At 71.9% G+C, this 15,707-nt stretch carries 15 protein-coding genes and 1 pseudogene; 12 read left to right on the top strand and 4 right to left on the bottom strand.

The features are described from left to right. Positions 1-152 precede the first annotated feature (152 nt). The 8 genes from ACFWXC_RS43850 (at position 153) to ACFWXC_RS43815 (ending at position 8,411) form a co-directional block, all read left to right on the top strand. On the top strand, positions 153-1,346 hold the full coding sequence (locus ACFWXC_RS43850; protein WP_384488238.1) for a sensor histidine kinase: 1,194 nt from the start codon (positions 153-155) through the stop codon (positions 1,344-1,346). Continuing rightward, the gene (locus ACFWXC_RS43845) at positions 1,343-2,014 is read left to right on the top strand and encodes a response regulator (RefSeq protein ID WP_384488236.1); all 672 of its coding nucleotides are present in this window, start codon (positions 1,343-1,345) and stop codon (positions 2,012-2,014) included. The genes ACFWXC_RS43850 and ACFWXC_RS43845 overlap by 4 nt, the downstream gene beginning before the upstream one ends. Before the next feature lie 85 nt (positions 2,015-2,099). Next, entirely contained in the window at positions 2,100-3,626 is a 1,527-nt protein-coding gene (locus tag ACFWXC_RS43840) for a flavin-containing monooxygenase (protein ID WP_384488234.1), read from the top strand. A gap of 143 nt (positions 3,627-3,769) precedes the next feature. After that, positions 3,770-4,828: a zinc-dependent alcohol dehydrogenase family protein gene (locus tag ACFWXC_RS43835; RefSeq protein WP_384488232.1), complete on the top strand. Its 1,059-nt coding sequence runs from the start codon at positions 3,770-3,772 to the stop codon at positions 4,826-4,828. A gap of 176 nt (positions 4,829-5,004) precedes the next feature. Further along, the gene (locus ACFWXC_RS43830; RefSeq protein ID WP_384488230.1) at positions 5,005-5,253 is read left to right on the top strand and encodes a hypothetical protein; all 249 of its coding nucleotides are present in this window, start codon (positions 5,005-5,007) and stop codon (positions 5,251-5,253) included. Positions 5,254-5,264: 11 nt separating this feature from the next. Continuing rightward, positions 5,265-6,458: an SPFH domain-containing protein gene (locus ACFWXC_RS43825; RefSeq protein WP_384488228.1), complete on the top strand. Its 1,194-nt coding sequence runs from the start codon at positions 5,265-5,267 to the stop codon at positions 6,456-6,458. Positions 6,459-6,868: 410 nt separating this feature from the next. Further along, positions 6,869-7,144, top strand: a complete 276-nt coding sequence (locus ACFWXC_RS43820) for a hypothetical protein (protein ID WP_384488226.1) — start codon at positions 6,869-6,871, stop codon at positions 7,142-7,144. A gap of 322 nt (positions 7,145-7,466) precedes the next feature. After that, positions 7,467-8,411 (top strand): slipin family protein, encoded by a 945-nt coding sequence (locus tag ACFWXC_RS43815; RefSeq protein ID WP_384488337.1) that lies wholly within the window; start codon positions 7,467-7,469, stop codon positions 8,409-8,411. Here ACFWXC_RS43815 and ACFWXC_RS43810 read toward each other — a convergent pair. Next, positions 8,347-9,558, bottom strand: a complete 1,212-nt coding sequence (locus ACFWXC_RS43810; protein WP_384488224.1) for an MFS transporter — start codon at positions 9,556-9,558, stop codon at positions 8,347-8,349. The genes ACFWXC_RS43815 and ACFWXC_RS43810 overlap by 65 nt on opposite strands. Before the next feature lie 229 nt (positions 9,559-9,787). On the opposite strand from ACFWXC_RS43810, the gene ACFWXC_RS43805 reads away from it, so the two are divergent. From ACFWXC_RS43805 to ACFWXC_RS43795, 3 genes are all read left to right on the top strand, one after another. Next, complete coding sequence (locus tag ACFWXC_RS43805; protein WP_384488222.1) at positions 9,788-10,762, top strand: ArsR/SmtB family transcription factor; 975 nt, start codon at positions 9,788-9,790, stop codon at positions 10,760-10,762. 18 nt (positions 10,763-10,780) lie between these two features. After that, a complete protein-coding gene (locus tag ACFWXC_RS43800; RefSeq protein WP_384488220.1) occupies positions 10,781-11,287 on the top strand; it encodes a glutathione peroxidase in 507 nt (168 codons plus the stop codon). Between the two features lie 130 nt (positions 11,288-11,417). Beyond that, positions 11,418-12,377: a MerR family transcriptional regulator gene (locus ACFWXC_RS43795; RefSeq protein ID WP_384488218.1), complete on the top strand. Its 960-nt coding sequence runs from the start codon at positions 11,418-11,420 to the stop codon at positions 12,375-12,377. A 123-nt stretch (positions 12,378-12,500) separates the two neighbouring features. On the opposite strand, the gene ACFWXC_RS43790 is transcribed toward ACFWXC_RS43795, so the two are convergent. The 3 genes from ACFWXC_RS43790 to ACFWXC_RS43780 all read right to left on the bottom strand — a co-directional run bounded on the left by ACFWXC_RS43790 (position 12,501) and on the right by ACFWXC_RS43780 (position 14,826). Next, positions 12,501-12,692, bottom strand: coding sequence for a DUF397 domain-containing protein (locus tag ACFWXC_RS43790; protein ID WP_384488216.1), 192 nt, complete (start codon positions 12,690-12,692; stop codon positions 12,501-12,503). A gap of 201 nt (positions 12,693-12,893) precedes the next feature. After that, positions 12,894-13,751, bottom strand: coding sequence for a helix-turn-helix transcriptional regulator (locus ACFWXC_RS43785; RefSeq protein ID WP_362722648.1), 858 nt, complete (start codon positions 13,749-13,751; stop codon positions 12,894-12,896). 307 nt (positions 13,752-14,058) lie between these two features. Further along, positions 14,059-14,826 carry a GPP34 family phosphoprotein gene (locus ACFWXC_RS43780; protein WP_384488214.1) on the bottom strand — a complete coding sequence of 256 codons (768 nt, stop codon included), beginning with the start codon at positions 14,824-14,826 and terminating at the stop codon, positions 14,059-14,061. A gap of 177 nt (positions 14,827-15,003) precedes the next feature. Between ACFWXC_RS43780 and ACFWXC_RS43775 the strand changes: the two are divergent. Then, positions 15,004-15,707, top strand: a pseudogene (locus ACFWXC_RS43775) (D-alanyl-D-alanine carboxypeptidase); the annotation flags it as partial.

Genomic DNA, 15,707 nt, shown 5'->3' with positions numbered 1-15,707 from the left:
CACCATGGTTCGCGGCGCCGGGGTCTGCCCGCTTCGGCCCGGCGGCCGACAGGGGTGGATGCCGCGGTGTCCGCCCTTGTCCACCTGGATCTCCACCCTGGGGTGGACAGCGCAAGGGCCCTGGTGACGGGGCCGGGTGCCAGGCTTGGGGCATGACGACCGAAGACCTCCGAGGCGCCGGACGGCGTTGGCCGCGGCCGCGCCCCGGAACGTGGCCGATCCTGGTCGCCCGGCCGCTGGGGCTCGCCCTGGTGGCCGCGGGGCTGGCGGTGTACCGGGACGCCACCTGGTCGGCCGCCGACATCGCCCTGGCCACGGTCATGGGCCTGTGCTGGGCGTGCTGGTGCGTGCTCAGCACGCGGGCGGGCCTGTCGCGGGTCCCGCTGCCGAAGGTCCTGGTGATCGTGGACCTGGCCGGGGCCGTGGTCAGCGGCGGCCTGCTGATCACGCTGGAGCCCGAGGCGGTCATCGCCGGTGTCATCGTGATCATGGCGGTGATGTCGGCGGCGGCCGAGCTGCCCCCGCTGGAGAGTGCCGGGGTGCTGGCGGCCGGTGCGCTGGCCATCGCCGTCGGGGACACGGTGACCGCGCCGGCCGTGGGGACCTGGGCGATCGTGGGGTGGACCGCCATGCTCGTGGCGGGCCATCTCGCCGCCACGACCCGTCGTAGCCTGCGGATCCAGCAGGCACAGGCCGAGGAGCTGCTGGCGCAGAACCAGCGGATGCAGCAGGAGCGCGAGCGGGCCGCGGAACTGGGCGAGCGCACCCGTATCGCCCGGGAGATCCATGACGTACTGGCCCACTCGCTGGGCGCGCTCGCCGTCCAGCTCGACGTGACCGACTCCCTGCTGACCGCGGAGCCCCCGCGGACGGAACAGGCCGTCGAGCGGGTGCGCAAGGCCCGGCGGCTGGCGGTCGACGGCCTGACCGAGACCCGCAGGGCGATCGAGGCCCTGCGCGCGGACACCCCGCCGCTCCCCGACGCGCTCAGGACGCTGGTGGCGGACCAGGACACCGCCACCCTCCACGTACGGGGAACCCCGCGGACGCTGACCGCCGAGGTGACCCTCGCGCTCCTGCGGGTCGCGCAGGAGGCCCTGGCCAACGCCGCCAAGCACGCGCACGGGCGGCCGGTGGCGATGGCCCTTCGCTACGATGCGGACACCGTCGGCCTGGTCGTCACGTCCGGGACCGGCGGCCCGGACGGACCGTTCGCCGCGGTTCCCGGTGTCAGCGGCGGATACGGCCTGGCCGGGATGCGGGAGCGGCTGCTGCTGATCGGCGGGGATCTGACGGCCGGTCCGGTGGACGGGGGCTGGCGGGTGCACGCGGAGGTGGCCGGGTGAGTACGCGCGTCGTGGTGGCCGACGATCAGGCCGTCATCCGCGAGGGCCTGATGACCCTGCTGGGTCTCATGCCCGGTATGGAGGTCGTGGGCGGCGCCGCCGACGGCGCGGAGGCGGTCGCCCTGGTGGCCGAGCTGGCGCCCGACGCCGTACTCATGGACCTGAGCATGCCCCGCATGGACGGGGTGACGGCGACGGCCCGCATCACCGCCGAACACCCCGACGTCGCCGTGGTGGTGCTGACCACGACGGCCGACGACCGGCAGGTCCTGGACGCGTTGCAGGCCGGGGCGCGGGCCTTCCTGACGAAGGACGCGAACAAGACCGAGATCGTGCGCGCCATCGAGGCGGCCGTGGCCCGGCACACCACGCTCGGCCCGGAGGTGCAGCGACTGCTGCTGGCCGCGGCGGTACGCGGCTCCGCCCGCGGCCCGCAGCCGCCCCGTCCGGAGCCGGCGCCCGGAGAGCCGGCGCTGACACCGCGCGAAGTGGACGTGCTGGGGCTGATGGCGAAGGGCTTCGCGAACGCGGCCATCGCGCGCCGGCTGATCGTGGGCGAGTCCACGGTGAAGACACACGTCAACCACCTGTTCGCGAAGCTCGGGGTGAGCACCCGCGCGGAGGCGGTCGCCTGGGCGCACGAGCACGGGTACGGCGGCCGGGACTGACCCGCACCGCCGTTACGGCGCCCAGAGCCGAACACCTGCCGTGTGAAGTCAGGGAATCGGACGGTCCGCCGCCCAGACTGGAGGCATGACCCGTACCCCCAGCGCTTCCCGAGAAGCGGCGCCCGAGCACCTCGACGTGGTGATCGTGGGCGCCGGACTGTCCGGCATCGGTGCCGGGTACCGTCTCCGGTCCGAGTGCCCCGAGCGCTCGTACGCGATCCTGGAGGCGCGGGACGCGATCGGCGGGACCTGGGACCTGTTCCGCTACCCCGGGGTGCGCTCCGACTCCGACATGTTCACGCTCGGCTACCCCTTCCGCCCCTGGCGGGGAAAGCAGTCGCTGGCCGACGGCGGGGCGGTGCTGGACTACGTCCGGGACACCGCCGCCGAGTCGGGCGTCGACCGGCACGTCCGCTTCCGCACCCGGCTGCTGCGCGCCGACTGGTCCACGCCCCAGGCGCGCTGGAGCCTGACCGTGCGGCGGACCGACGCCGACGGCACCACCCGCACCCAGACCCTGACCTGCAACTTCCTGTACTCGTGCACCGGTTACTACGACTACGACCGCGGGCACGACCCCGACTTCCCCGGCCGTGCGTCCTTCACCGGCCCCGTGGTCCACCCGCAGTTCTGGCCCGCGGACCTGGACTACCGGGGCAAGCGGGTCGTCGTCATCGGGAGCGGCGCCACCGCGGTCACCGTCGTACCGTCGATGGCCCGGGACGCCGCACATGTGACGATGCTTCAGCGGACGCCGACCTGGATCGTCTCGCGCCCCCAGCAGGACCGGACCGCCGAAGCGCTGCACGCGCTGCTGCCGGGCCGGGTGGCCCACCGCGCCGTCCGGGCCAGGAACATCCTGTACGGCACCGCCTTCTACCAGTACTGCCGGCGCCGCCCCGAGTCGGCCCGCAGGCTGCTGACCCGGGCCACCCTGCGCGCGGTCGGCGACCCGAGGGCCGTGGAGGAGAACTTCACCCCTCCCTACGCCCCCTGGGACCAGCGGCTGTGCGCGGTGCCCGAGGCCGACCTGTTCAAGGCGCTGCGCACGGGCGCGGTGGACGTCGTCACGGACCACATCGAGACGTTCGTCCCCGAGGGCATCCGCCTGAAGTCCGGGCGGACCCTGCCGGCCGACCTCGTCGTCACGGCGACCGGTCTGCGGCTGCTGCCGCTGGGCGGCGTCGCCTTCACCGTCGACGGCCGGTTCCTGGACCTGTCGGGGCAGTTCGTCTGGCGCGGCGCGATGCTGACGGGCGCGCCCAACCTCGCCTTCTGCATCGGCTACACGAACGCGTCCTGGACCCTGCGGGCGGACCTCAGCTCGCGCCTGGTGTGCAAGGTCCTCAACCACATGCGGCGCCGGGGGTACGCGGCCGTCGTACCCGAACCCGCCGGACGCCTGGGGACGCGCCCCCTGATCGATCTTGCCTCCGGCTATGTGAAGCGTTCCGTCACCGCCTTCCCGCAGCAGGGTGACCGGGCCCCGTGGAAGGTGCGCCAGAACTACATCCTGGACGCGCTGACCACCCTGCACTCCGGCCTCGACCGGACCCTGCGACCGGTCGGGACCCCTCCGGCCGCCGGCCGGTGGCCGGGTGGAGCCGCCTGAGGCTGGATTGCAGGGGCTGTCCGTGGCGCTTAGCGTGATGTCGGAGGTTCCTGGCGAGGGTGCCGGCATCGGCGTCGTACCCGTCCGGGACGCCCGCCGGGTCCGCCGGGCACTGAGAGACGAGGTCACTCATGCCACGATCCATGCGCGCGCTCGTAGCGGGAACGGTCGGCGAGCCGGCCGACGTCCTGCGGCTGGAATCCCGGCCTGTTCCCACGCCGGGGACCGGTCAGGCGTTGATCCGTGTGAAGGCGACTCCGATCCACGCCAGCGATCTGCATGTGCTGCGCGGCCGCTACGGCTTCTCCCCCGGGTTTCCCACGGTCGGCGGGCACATGGAGTGCGTGGGCCGTATCGAGGCCCTGGGTCCGGACACCGAGGGGCTGGAGACCGGCGAGCGCGTGGTGGCCGTGGCGGTCCCGGCCGTACCCGGGCCGCAGGTGGCCGGTACCTGGCAGGAATACCTCGTTGCCGATGCCCACAGGCTCCTGCCGGTACCCGACCGGCTGAGCGACTCCAGCGCCTGCCAACTCGCCGTCAACCCGTTGACCGCGCTGCTCCTGGTGACGCGCGAACTCGACGTACAGCCGGGTGAATGGCTGCTGCAGACCGCCGCGGGCTCCACCGTCGGCCGGCTCGTCATTCAGCTGGCCAGGCATCTGGGTATGCGCACGATCAATGTCGTACGGCGGCGCGCGGCCGTCGAGGAGATCAAGGCGCTCGGTGGTGACGAGGTCGTCTGCACCGAGGACGAGGACCTGGTGCAGCGGGTGGCCGAGATCGCCGGACCGGACGGTGTGCGCAAGGCCGCCGACTGTGTCGCGGGCGACGTGGGTGCCCAGGTGTCCCGGGCACTGGCTCCGGGAGGCGAGGTCGTGGTCTACGGCGCGCTCTCCACGCATCGGCAGACCGACCCGGCAGCGCTGACGATCCCGTTGCAGGCACGCTCGGTCATCTACGAGACCAAGACGGTCCGTGGCTTCTGGCTCAACCGCTGGTTCGGCACCACCTCACCCGCGGATGCGCTGCGCGCGCTGTCCGAGGTGCGCGGTCTCGTCGCCGACGAGGTGCTGAGCATCCCCGAGGGCCGGCCCTTCCCGCTCGACCGTTTCACCGAAGCCATCGCGTTCGCCGAAGCACCCGCGCACGGCGCCAAACCGCTCTTCGTCTTCGAGGACGGCCGGGGCGGGGACGACGGGTAGGGCGCGGCCCGGCCCGGCTCGGTGGGCCGGGGCGCGGGCGTTGCGCCGGGGCGCGGGCGTTCCGGTAGGGAGCGCGGGCGTTCCGGTGGGGAGACCGAAGTTACCTGGCCGTTGGGTCCCGGGCCGAGTGGGTCTATCGTCGGAATCATGGGCCAGGACGAGGAAGGCGGCCGGTGATGCCGCAGGACGATGCCGTGATCGGCTGCACGGGGCAGGTACTCATCGGAACCCGTGGTTCCGACGGCCCCGGCGAAGTCCTGGTACGGGTCCGGGGCGGCTCCGAGACCTTCCTCGCCTGGTCGGAGGATCCCCTGCCGGTGGGCGCCACGGTGCTCGTGATCGAATCACGTGGATGCCGCCAGGTCTGCGTCATCGAGTGGGTGGATCCATTGGACGCGCTCGGCGACAGAGCCGAGGCCGGCTGAGGAGTACAAGCATGTTCGGATACCGCGTCCCCGCTCCCGACGAGGCGATGTTGATCTCGGGAGGCAGGCGGGGACTGGGGGGCGCGCCGTTCCGAGTGGTGACGGGGCACGGCAAGTTCGTGCTGCCGGTCTTCCGGAAGGTCCGATTCCTCACCCTGTCCATGTGTGAGTCCGAGGTCACCGAGACCTGCGTGACCCGACAGGGCATCGCGTTGCACGTCCGCGCGGTCATCGCCTTCAAGGTCGGCAACGACCAGGAGAGCATCATCAACGCGGGCCAGCGTTTTCTCTCCGACCAGGAGCAGATGTCGGTGCTCACCGGCCGGATCTTCGCCGGGCACCTGCGGGCCATCATCGGCTCGATGACGGTCGAGGAGATCGTCACCGAGCGGCAGAAGCTCGCCGCGGAGGTCCTGGACACCTCCAAGACGGAGATGGCGAAGATCGGCCTGATCGTCGACTCGCTGCAGATCCAGTCGATCGACGACGGCGACGTCGGCTACATCGACGCCATGTCCGCGCCGCACAAGGCGGCCATCCAGCGGCAGGCGCAGATCGCCCAGGCGCAGGCCACCCAGGCCTCGGTCGAGGCGGAGCAGGTGGCGGCCCGCAACCAGGCCGAGTACGCCCGGCAGACCGCGATCGTCAAGGCCGAGTACTCGGCCGAGGTGGACCGCGCCCAGGCGCAGGCCGCGCAGGCCGGGCCGCTGGCCCAGGCACACGCCCAGCAGGAGGTGCTCGCCGCCCAGACGGAGCTGGCCCAGCGCCAGGCCAAGCTGCGCCAGCAGCAGCTGGTGTCCGAGGTCGTGCGGCCCGCCGAGGCCGAGGCCGAGCGGGTCAGGATCCTCGCGGCCGCCGAGGCGCAGCGGATGAAGATCCAGGCGGAGGCCGCGGCGTCGTACGACCGCGTCGCGCTCGACCGGATGCTGATCGACCAGCTTCCGCAGATCGTCAAGGAGGCCGCAGGCGGCCTCGCCGGCGCCAACGTGAACGTCCTCAACGGCGCGGACGGCCTCGGCGAGATCGCCGCCGGCCTGGTGTCCCAGGGCCTGACGATCCTCGACTCGGTCCGGCAGAACCTGGGCGGACAGGAGTCCGACGGCCACCGCCCCGACAAGAGCGAGGGCAACGGCAGCAGCAGCCTGCTCCAGCTGCCTTCCAGCAAGGCGAGGAAGTCGGACGACGGTCCGGTGGACGTCGACTAGGTACGCCAGGGCCGCCGCCAGGGCCGCCGCCGGGTTCGGCGGCGGCCGCTCCGGTCACGGTTCCGCCCGGCGGGCGGTGACGAGGCCCCGGGCGGCGACGGCCGTGAGGGCCACGGCGACGGGGGGGCACCGCCTGCCAGGGGATGTGGAACCAGAGGGCGGCGTAGCCCCAGACGAGCCCGGCGACCAGGACGGTCGCGAGCAGCCATCGGCCCAGGAGCCGCCAGGTGTACGGCTCCGGGTTCCGCGGCCGGACGAGTCGTACCGCCCCGAACCACAGGCTCAGCGCGGCCAGCAGCCCCGCGGTCACGGCGAGGCCGGCGTACATCTGGGGTTCGTCACGGGGTTCGTCGGCGGTGGCCTGCTCCTCGCCGTCCCGGGCGATCCGCATCACGTGACCGCGCCACACCGTGCCGCTGACCCGGTCCCCGGGCCGGAGCTCGCTCAGCACCGGCCCCGGGTCGCCGAACGCGACCACGCTGCTTCCGCCGGACGGGCTCGACAGGGTCGCGCGGTACTGGGCGCCCCGCCCTCCGTCGTGGACCACCGTGTGCTTCACGGTGAAGGCGACGGTACGGACGCAGTTCTGCGAGCCCCGGTCCGGCCGGGTGCCGGTGCAGGCCTCGGCCGCCTTGTACGCCCTGTACTGGTCCAGGGTGGCCGGCAGCATCACCGTGGCCACGTAGGTGCAGACGACTGCCGCGATCACCGAACCGGCCAGCAGCAGAACGCCGGTGAACCGTGCCCCTCGTCCGTCCGGCCGGCTTCCCGTCCGGATTCCCGTCTGCGCCGCCACGACCCGTCCGCCCCCCTCGCCGGCCCGTCGCCGGGCCGTCCGGACGGTCTCCCCCACCGGAACCGTCCGGCGTCACTCTAGGCCCGGCACGATCCCGCTCGTTTTCTTTACGCACTCCTGACGCCCGCCCCCGCATCCCATGGGGTCCGGCCGGTGTCCTCATTCTTGCCGGATCACTGTCCGGATCTCGTCGGAGAATGGAGTGAGTGCCGATGGACGGCGCCGTCGTAGGGGTCGTACTGGTCGTCGTGTTGGTCCTGCTCGTGCTGCGCAGCGGGATGCGGGTGGTCAACCAGGTCGAGCGCGGGATCGTGTTCCGGTGGGGCAAGGCGCTGCCGACCTACCGGCACCCGGGGATCACCTTCCTCATCCCCTTCGCCGACCGGATGCGCAAGGTGAACGTGCAGGTGGTCACCATGCCGGTGCCCACACAGGAGGGCATCACCAAGGACAACGTGTCCGTGAAGGTCGACGCCGTCGTCTACTTCCGGGTCACCGACCCGATCCGTGCCTCCATCGAGGTGCAGGACTACATCTTCGCCGTCGGGCAGGTCGCCCAGTCGTCGCTGCGGTCCATCATCGGCAAGAGCGATCTCGACGACCTGCTCACCGACCGGGAGCGGCTGCACGAAGGGCTCGCCCTGATGATCGACAGCCCGGCCGCGGAGTGGGGCATCCACATCGACCGCGTCGAGATCAAGGACGTACAGCTGCCGGAGTCGCTGAAGCGGTCCATGTCCCGGCAGGCGGAGGCGGAACGGGAGCGGCGGGCCCGCGTCATCACCGCGGACGGTGAGTTCCAGGCCGCGCAGCAGCTCGCCAACGCCTCCCGGATCATGTCCGACTCGCCCGAGGCGATGCAGCTGCGGCTCCTGCAGACCGTCGTCGAGGTGGCCGCCGAGAAGAACTCCACCCTGGTGATGCCCTTCCCGGTCGAGCTGCTGCGCTACTTCGAGCGCGCCACCAAGAAGCTCGACCAGGAGGTCGAGAAGAACGAGCGGGAGCTGGAGGCACCGGAGGGGCAGGCCGCGCTGAAGGCCGGGATCGAGCAGATCGCCGCCGTCGCGGACCGGTTCGGGCCGGCGGCCGAGGTCACCGCCCCGCGGGATCCGCGGGAACCGTCGCCGGGATCCTCCGCTCCTGCCGACCGGCAGTAGCCAGCGTCAGCGTCACGGCGAGTGACGCGAGCGCCATCAGCGTCATCGCACTGGCGGGCGAGGTGAGTTGGGCCACCGCGCCCGCCAGTGCCGCACCCACGCCCTGCATGGTCAGCATCCCCGCCGAGTGCAACCCCAGGGCGTGGCCGCTGAGTTCGTCGGGGGTCAGGCTCATCAGCCGCTCCTGCTGGACCAGGCTCGCGCCGAAGCCGACGGAGGCGACGGTGACGCAGACCGCGGCGAGTGCCAGCGGCGGGTGGAGGAAGAAGAGCAGGTAGGGCGTGGCCAGGAGCAGGAGCAGGGGGGTGGCCGCGCGGGTGCGGACGGCGGGCGGGAGCAGCCGGCCGACGGTCACGTCACCGGCCAGCATGCCGAGGGCGGCACAGGCGAAGAGGGTGCCGGCCGCTTCTGGGGCGGACGGGGCGTACGACACGTACAGCGACTCGCAGCCGACGACCAGACCGTTGGGCAGCCACAGGCCGAGATAGGTGAGGCGGCGCGGGCGGGACGACCACAGCAGGGCGTTGGTGCGGCGGGTCTCCGCGACCGAGGGCCGGCCGGCGGCACGGGGCGGGCGGTCGGTCAGGCCGAGGCGGACCACGACGGCGGACGTCAGGTAGAGGGCCGCCGCGAGCAGCAAGCAGGTGCGTGGGGAGACGGCGGCGAGCAGGGCGCCGCCGGCGGCGTAACCGGCGACCTGCACCAGCCCGCTCATCATGTTGAACAGCGAACGCCCGGGAAGATAGCCGTCCTTGGCGAGGATCTCGTTCAGCAGCCCCCAGCGGACCCCGCCGCCGAGCGAGGCGACGAGGCCGAGCAACAGGACGGCGGCGAGCAGCACGCCGGGCGGGAGGCCGGGCAGCGCCATGCCCGCGGTGCCGACGGCGAAGGTGGCCGAGATCACGGCGAGGGTGGTGCGCGGGGGCAGCCGGTCGGCGCCGGAGAGCAGGAAGGTCGCGCCGAGCACCTGGGCGAGCGAGGGGCCGAACATGCTGAGCGCGGACAGGAGGGGGGAGCCGGTGCTGCGGTAGACGAGCGTGCCGAGGGCGAGCCCGCCGACGGTACTGCCGGCGTTCTGGGCGGCGGAGCCGAAAAAGAGGGGGGTGAACTCGGGCGTGCGGAAGAGAGACCGGTAGGTGGTGGGCATGGTCGGGAGTCTCGGGGGTGCTTGTAGCGGACGTTATTGTTTCGCGGGGACGCGAAAGGTTCTAACGAATGGAGGGCCTCTCGCGAGTGCGAGAAGCCCTAACGGGCGGTGAGCCTGTCACCAGTGCGAGAGGCTCTAACGGGCAGTGAGCCTGTCACCAGTGCGAGAGGCTCTAACGGGCAGTGAGCCTGTCACCGGTGCGAGAGGCTCTAACAACAGGGAGACCCCCTTGGGTTGGTGGCAGCTCAACGCGGACACGCTTGCCCGTAGCCGCTTTCTGCTCTCCCCCCTCGCCGAGACCTTCGCGAGCCTCAGGCTGCTGCACGACGGCACCGCCGCCCACCCCGGCGAGCGGCGCTGGCTGGACGCGCATCTGCCCGCCTATCGGGCGCGGCTCGCCGCGGACCCCGTCACCGCGCTGCTGATCCGTACCGGCCTCGGCCGCGTCTGGACCGCCGACTTCCTCACCCCCACTCCCCGGGACGCGGAGAGCGCCGAGGCCGGTATCGCACGGATCCGGGCGGCCCGCCCCGACGAGGCCCGCGCGCACCTGCGGGTCGCCGCCGCCGGTCCGCTCCCCGCCGCCCTGGAGCGCGACGACCTGCCCGGGCGGGCGGCGGAGCTGCTGACGTACGTGTGGGAGGCGGCCGTACGGCCGTACTGGGAGCGTCGGCGGCGGATCCTGGAGGCGGATGTGGTCGCCCGGACCACGCAGGTCAGCCGGGGCGGCTGGGCCGAGGTGCTGGACTCGGTGCGGCCGGGGCGGACCCGCTGGCTCGGTGCCAACCGGCTCCAGGTCAATCTGCACGAGTACCCGCCCCGCGAGATCTCCGGTGCCGATCTTCTGCTCGTCCCGGTGACGCCCAGGAACGGCTGGGTCTCCTGGGAGGAGCCGGACCGTTACGCGCTGGTCTACCCGTGCGCCGGCGTGCTCTCCGACCCCGCCGGGCAGGCGGTGCCGGCGGCGCTCACGGCGCTGCTGGGCGGCGCGCGCGCCGGCGTGCTGGTGCTGCTGGACGCCCCGCTGAGCACGACCCACCTGACGGCGGTGACCGGGCAGGCGCTGGGCTCGGTCGGGCGGCATCTGAGGGTCCTGCTGGATGCCGGGCTGGTGGAGCGGCGGCGGGCCGGGCGGTCGGTGCTGTACTCGCGGACGGCGGCGGGAGACGTGCTGGTGGAGGCCGGGACCCGGTCCGACACTTAGCGGAGTTAGCATCCGTTTATGACGACTACCGAGAACAACGGGTCCGTGCTCGACATCGAGATCGGTGCGCTGCAGGGCGGTTCCGCCGAGCTGCCGGGCTACACCGGCCAGGCCGTGCTCATTGTCAACGTGGCCTCCAAGTGCGGTCTGACCCCGCAGTACGGCGGCCTGGAGCGGCTCCAGGAGCGGTACGCGGCGCAGGGTTTCACCGTGCTCGGGGTGCCCTGCAACCAGTTCATGGGGCAGGAGCCCGGCAGCGCCGAGGAGATCGCCGAGTTCTGCTCGGCGACGTACGGCGTGACCTTCCCGCTGACCGAGAAGGTCGAGGTCAACGGGGACGACCGGCACCCGCTCTACCAGCGGCTGGTGGACTTCGCCGACGGCGAGGGGCACACCGGTGACATCCGCTGGAACTTCGAGAAGTTCCTGATCGGCCGGGACGGCCAGGTCGTCGCCCGGTTCGCGCCGCAGACCGAGCCGGAGTCGGCGGAGGTCGTGGCCGCGGTGGAGAAGGCCATCGGCTGACGCCCCGAGCCTCACGACGGCGGTCACGGGAGACGGTCTCCCGTGACCGCCGTCGGCGTTCCGTGCCCGCCGCTTGACCTTGCCCCTGGGGCAGGGCCGAGCGTCGGCCGCGCCGGGCCACGGGTGCCCGGTGACGGAGGATGTGGCCGTGAAGGACGCTGTGGACGAGAAGCTGCTCACGATCGGCGCGTTCGCGGCGCGGTCCCGGCTCTCGGCGAAGGCGCTGCGCCTGTACGACCGGCTGGGGCTGCTGGCCCCGGCGTACGTCGACGGGACGACCGGTTACCGGTACTACCGGGCCGGACAGGTGGAGCGCGCCCGTCTGGTGGCGCTGCTGCGGCAGCTGGACATGCCGCTGGCGCGGATCGCCGAGGTGGTCGAGGCGACGGACGGCGACACGGCCGCCGGCAGCGCGGCCGCCGGGCTGCTGGCCGCCTACTGGGCGGATGTCGAGCGGCGGATCGCCGGGCAGCGGACCCTTGCCGCATATCTCCGTGGACGGCTGTCCGGGAGGAGTTCGGAGATGTACGAGACGTTCGCGGTGGAGACGGCGGAGGTGCCGGCGCAGGTGGTGATCACCGAGACGCGGCACACCCTGGCGGACGAGCTGCCCGCCTGGATCGGCGCCTCGCTGGGCCGTCTGGAGGCGGCGGCCCGCGAATGCGGGGGTGTGGCCGGGGCGCCGTTCGTCGTGTACTACGCGGAGGTGTCCATGGAGAGCGACGGGCCGGCCGAGGCCTGTGTCCCGGTGGCGGACGAGGCGGCGGCCCGGGCCTGGGCGGAGCGGCACGGGCGGGCCTGGGAGACGAAGGTGCGCGTCGAGCCGGCGCGCACGCTGGCGTACACGCGGATCGGCAAGGCGCAGGTGGCGCATCCGCAGATCCTGGCGGCCTTCGAGGCGGTGGAGGGGTGGGTGGCCCGGCAGGGCGGCCCGGACGGCGCCCAGGAAGGCGCTCAGGAGGGCGCTCTGGAGTACGACGGCCCGTGCCGGGAGGTCTACTTCGCGGACTGGGACGCGGCGGGCCCTCAGGACCCGGTGTGCGATGTGGCCTTCCCCGTCCGCCGGGTGACGCCGCGGCCGGTCCGCTGACCGATCGCACGGGCACAAGCCGAGCCCCCTCGGCAAGGACGGCGAGCTAGTCGAGAGGGCTCTTGAGGTGACGCTTGTGCAGTTGTGGTTGTCGGGAGCGTGGCCGATGGGTCAGCGAAGCCCCTACGCCTTGACCGAAGCCACGAACGCGTTCCACGCGCCGGTCGGGAACGCGAGGACCGGGCCCTCCTCGACCTTGGAGTCGCGTACGTCGAGTCCAGCGGTCGTCGGCGACTTGACCTCGACGCACGCCCCGTTCCCTGCGGAATAGGAGGACTTCGTCCACGTCTCCGTGGTGCCCTGAAGCAGTGCCATGTCCACTCCTGTAGCGAGTTGCTGTGGTGCTTGGTGTAGTGCGATTCACGCCAACCTTCTGATCGGTTGGCGTGATCGACGCTACTAGCCAACTCCCTCGCCTGGAGCACTCGTTCACTCGTCTGGATGGCATATTCCAGAGGAGACTTCCATGGGAGCGTTGCGCCGGTGTACGATCCGGCGCTCGCCGTCCGGGACGGCTCAGCGGGCGTACTCCTTGGCCGCGTCGGCGATGAACTGCCGGGACTGCTCGACGTTCAGCGACTGGGCCCGCAGGTGCTCGTACATCACGGCGTACTTCTGCACGTCGTGGGCCTTCTCCAGGTACAGGTCGCTGGTCACGCCCTCCAGGTAGACGACGCTGGAGTCGGCCGCGTCGGCGAACTCCAGGATCGCGTACTGGCCGTTGAGGCCGGGATGCGCGCCCACCTCGAAGGGCAGCACCTGGACGGTGATGTGCGGCTGCTGGGACATCTCGATCAGGTACTCCAGCTGCTCGCGCATCACGAGCCTGTTGCCGACCAGCCGGCGCAGCGCGGCCTCGTCGAGCACCACCCAGAGGCGAAGGGGGTTGAGCTCGGCGGTGATACGTTCCTGTCGCCGCATCCGCACCTGGACCCGCTTCTCGATGTCGGCGGCGGAGGTCTCCGGCAACGCGCCCTGCACCAGCGCCTCGGCGTATGCCCGGGTCTGCAACAGCCCCGTGACCAGCTGGGGTTCGTACACCCTCAGCGACTCGGCGTCGGTCTCCAGGCCGATGTAGACGCTGTACGGGATGTCCCCGAACGCATGCCACCATCCTTGCTGCCGCGAATCCCTGGCCATCTCCATCAGGGACTCGACGACCCGCTGGTCCTCGACCTCGTAGACCCCGCACAGGTCGCGGACATCGCGCTGGCTGATGCTCCGGCGCCCGTTCTCCAGCCGGCTGATCTTCGACTGGGAGACGAGCAACCGCTCCGCCACCTCCTCCGCCGTCATGCCCTTGAGCTCGCGGAGCCTGCGCAGCTCCTGGCCCAGCCGGCGTCGCCTGACGGTGGGATTGACATTGGACGCCACGGGACGTGCACCTCCGGCTGCCTGCCTGTAACTACCACTTTGCGTATCTGCTGTTGAGCAGACTGCCACCAAGGTGGTTCCTACCGCTGGGAAACTGTGGATATGCGGCGCGTACGCGTCAGTTCGGGCACGTTCCGGATTCTCCGGGCGCCGGACGAGGCCGGTGGGACGGGAAAATACCGAGCGGGGCGGCGGGGCGCGTACCGCGTGCGCCTCGCCGCCCCGCTCGGACCAGCGGCTCCCGAACCGGGTCTCAGGGGTGCTGTGTTGCCGACTGTCGCCGGCTGTTGCTCCGTGGAACTGCGGCTCAGTGCACCACGGCTCGTGCCATCGCACCCGCGCCTCGGCGCGGCTGCATCGGAACACCGCGGGCGGGTTCCGGTACACCGGGCCTGGCGGCCGGTGCGGTCTGACGCCCGGCCGGTGCGGCCGGGTTACGGCGTGGCTGGGCGCCGGCGCCGTTCTGCACGTCCATGACGGCGTGGGCCACGAGCCCGCCCATCGGGTCGTGCCGGATCAAGTCCCGCAGCCGGGAACGCGAGGAGCGTCCCTCGTTGCCCGGATACAGGTGCTTGCCGAGACCGACCGCGTGGGCCAGGGCGGCGAGCGCCGCGGTCCGCGGGTCCGGTGGTACGCCGGTACGGATCGCCGAGTCCAGCCGGGCACGGATGTCCCGGCAGATCTCGTTGTCCGTCGCCTGGTACCGGGTCGTCGGCAGCACCCCGCACATCTGGCCCGCCACGGCATGCACCATGCCGCATCGCTCCAGATGCGAGAGGTACGTCTGGCGAAGTCCCAGACGTGGCCCACCGATCCAGTTCACAGCCCGCACGGGAGCGCCACGCCTTCGCAGCAACTCCAACGCGCAGTCCAAAGTCGGATCTCCAGTCGGCCGTGGCTGCACCACGGCGATACGATCCCCGTCTGGGGCTATCCGTCCGGCCAGCGCCAGCTCCACTAGCTGTGCTCCGGCCAGACCGAGGTCGAGCGACTGCGGCTGTGCAGTGGTACCCGTGGTCGGGTCCAATGCCAGCAGCAGAAGCTCCTCCGGAAGTGTTCTGCGGCTCCTGCCCATCCATGCCTCCCCGCGTGGATGAATGACAGGGTGACCCCTCTCACATTGGTCTGTCGAGGGTGCGTGACCGGTTTGTAAGGGAACCGGAAGGTATGTCGTTCTCGTCTACCGCAGGGGCTAAGCCCGCACACAGGACACTGGTACATGGTTCGGACAGCGCACGGCAACGTGCGAAGCGTGGAGGAGGCATCGGTGGCGGGCGAGTCCCCCGACAGGTCGAAGCAGCGCGAGTCGTCGGCAGAACCGACGTCGGGGAATGCGGGAACGGTTCCCGAACCACGCGACCCGCGACTGGCGGTGGCCGCCGAGGACGAGAGGGAGACCGCCGGCGGCGTGGACACCGCGACCCGGATCTTCTCGGTACGGGACGTGAAGGCGGCCGGCGACGACGACACGAAGCTCCGCGAGGCGGTGGCGGCGTGGGTCCGCACGGGGCCGCCGGCGGAGGAGGCCGAGGACTCCGGCAAGGACGCGGAGGAACAGCCTGAGCGGCCCGAGGCGGCCACGGAGGGCCGCGAGGCGGCCGAGGAGCCCCAGGAGGCCCCCGAGCCACCGGAGAACGCCGACAGGGCCGACACGACGCCCGAGGCAACGACCGAGGCGGACACGGAGAACGAGTCGGAGCCCGAGGACGCCGCGCCGACCCCTGCCGCCGACAACAACACCCCGCCCGAGCCCGCCTCGAAGCCTGCGGTCGAACCGGAGGACGCCGCACCCGAGGACGAGCCGAAGGCTGCGGCCGAGCCCGAAGACGCCGCACCCGAAGACGAGCCCAAGGCGACCGCCGAACCCGCGGACGCCGCACCCGAAGACGCCCCGAAGGCTGCCGCCGAACCGGAGGACGCCGCACCCGAAGACGCCCCGAAGGCTGCCGCCGATCC

Source organism: Streptomyces sp. NPDC058683 (assembly GCF_042716195.1).
GTDB lineage: Bacteria > Actinomycetota > Actinomycetes > Streptomycetales > Streptomycetaceae > Streptomyces.
This window is presented reverse-complemented; position numbering and strand designations above follow the sequence as displayed.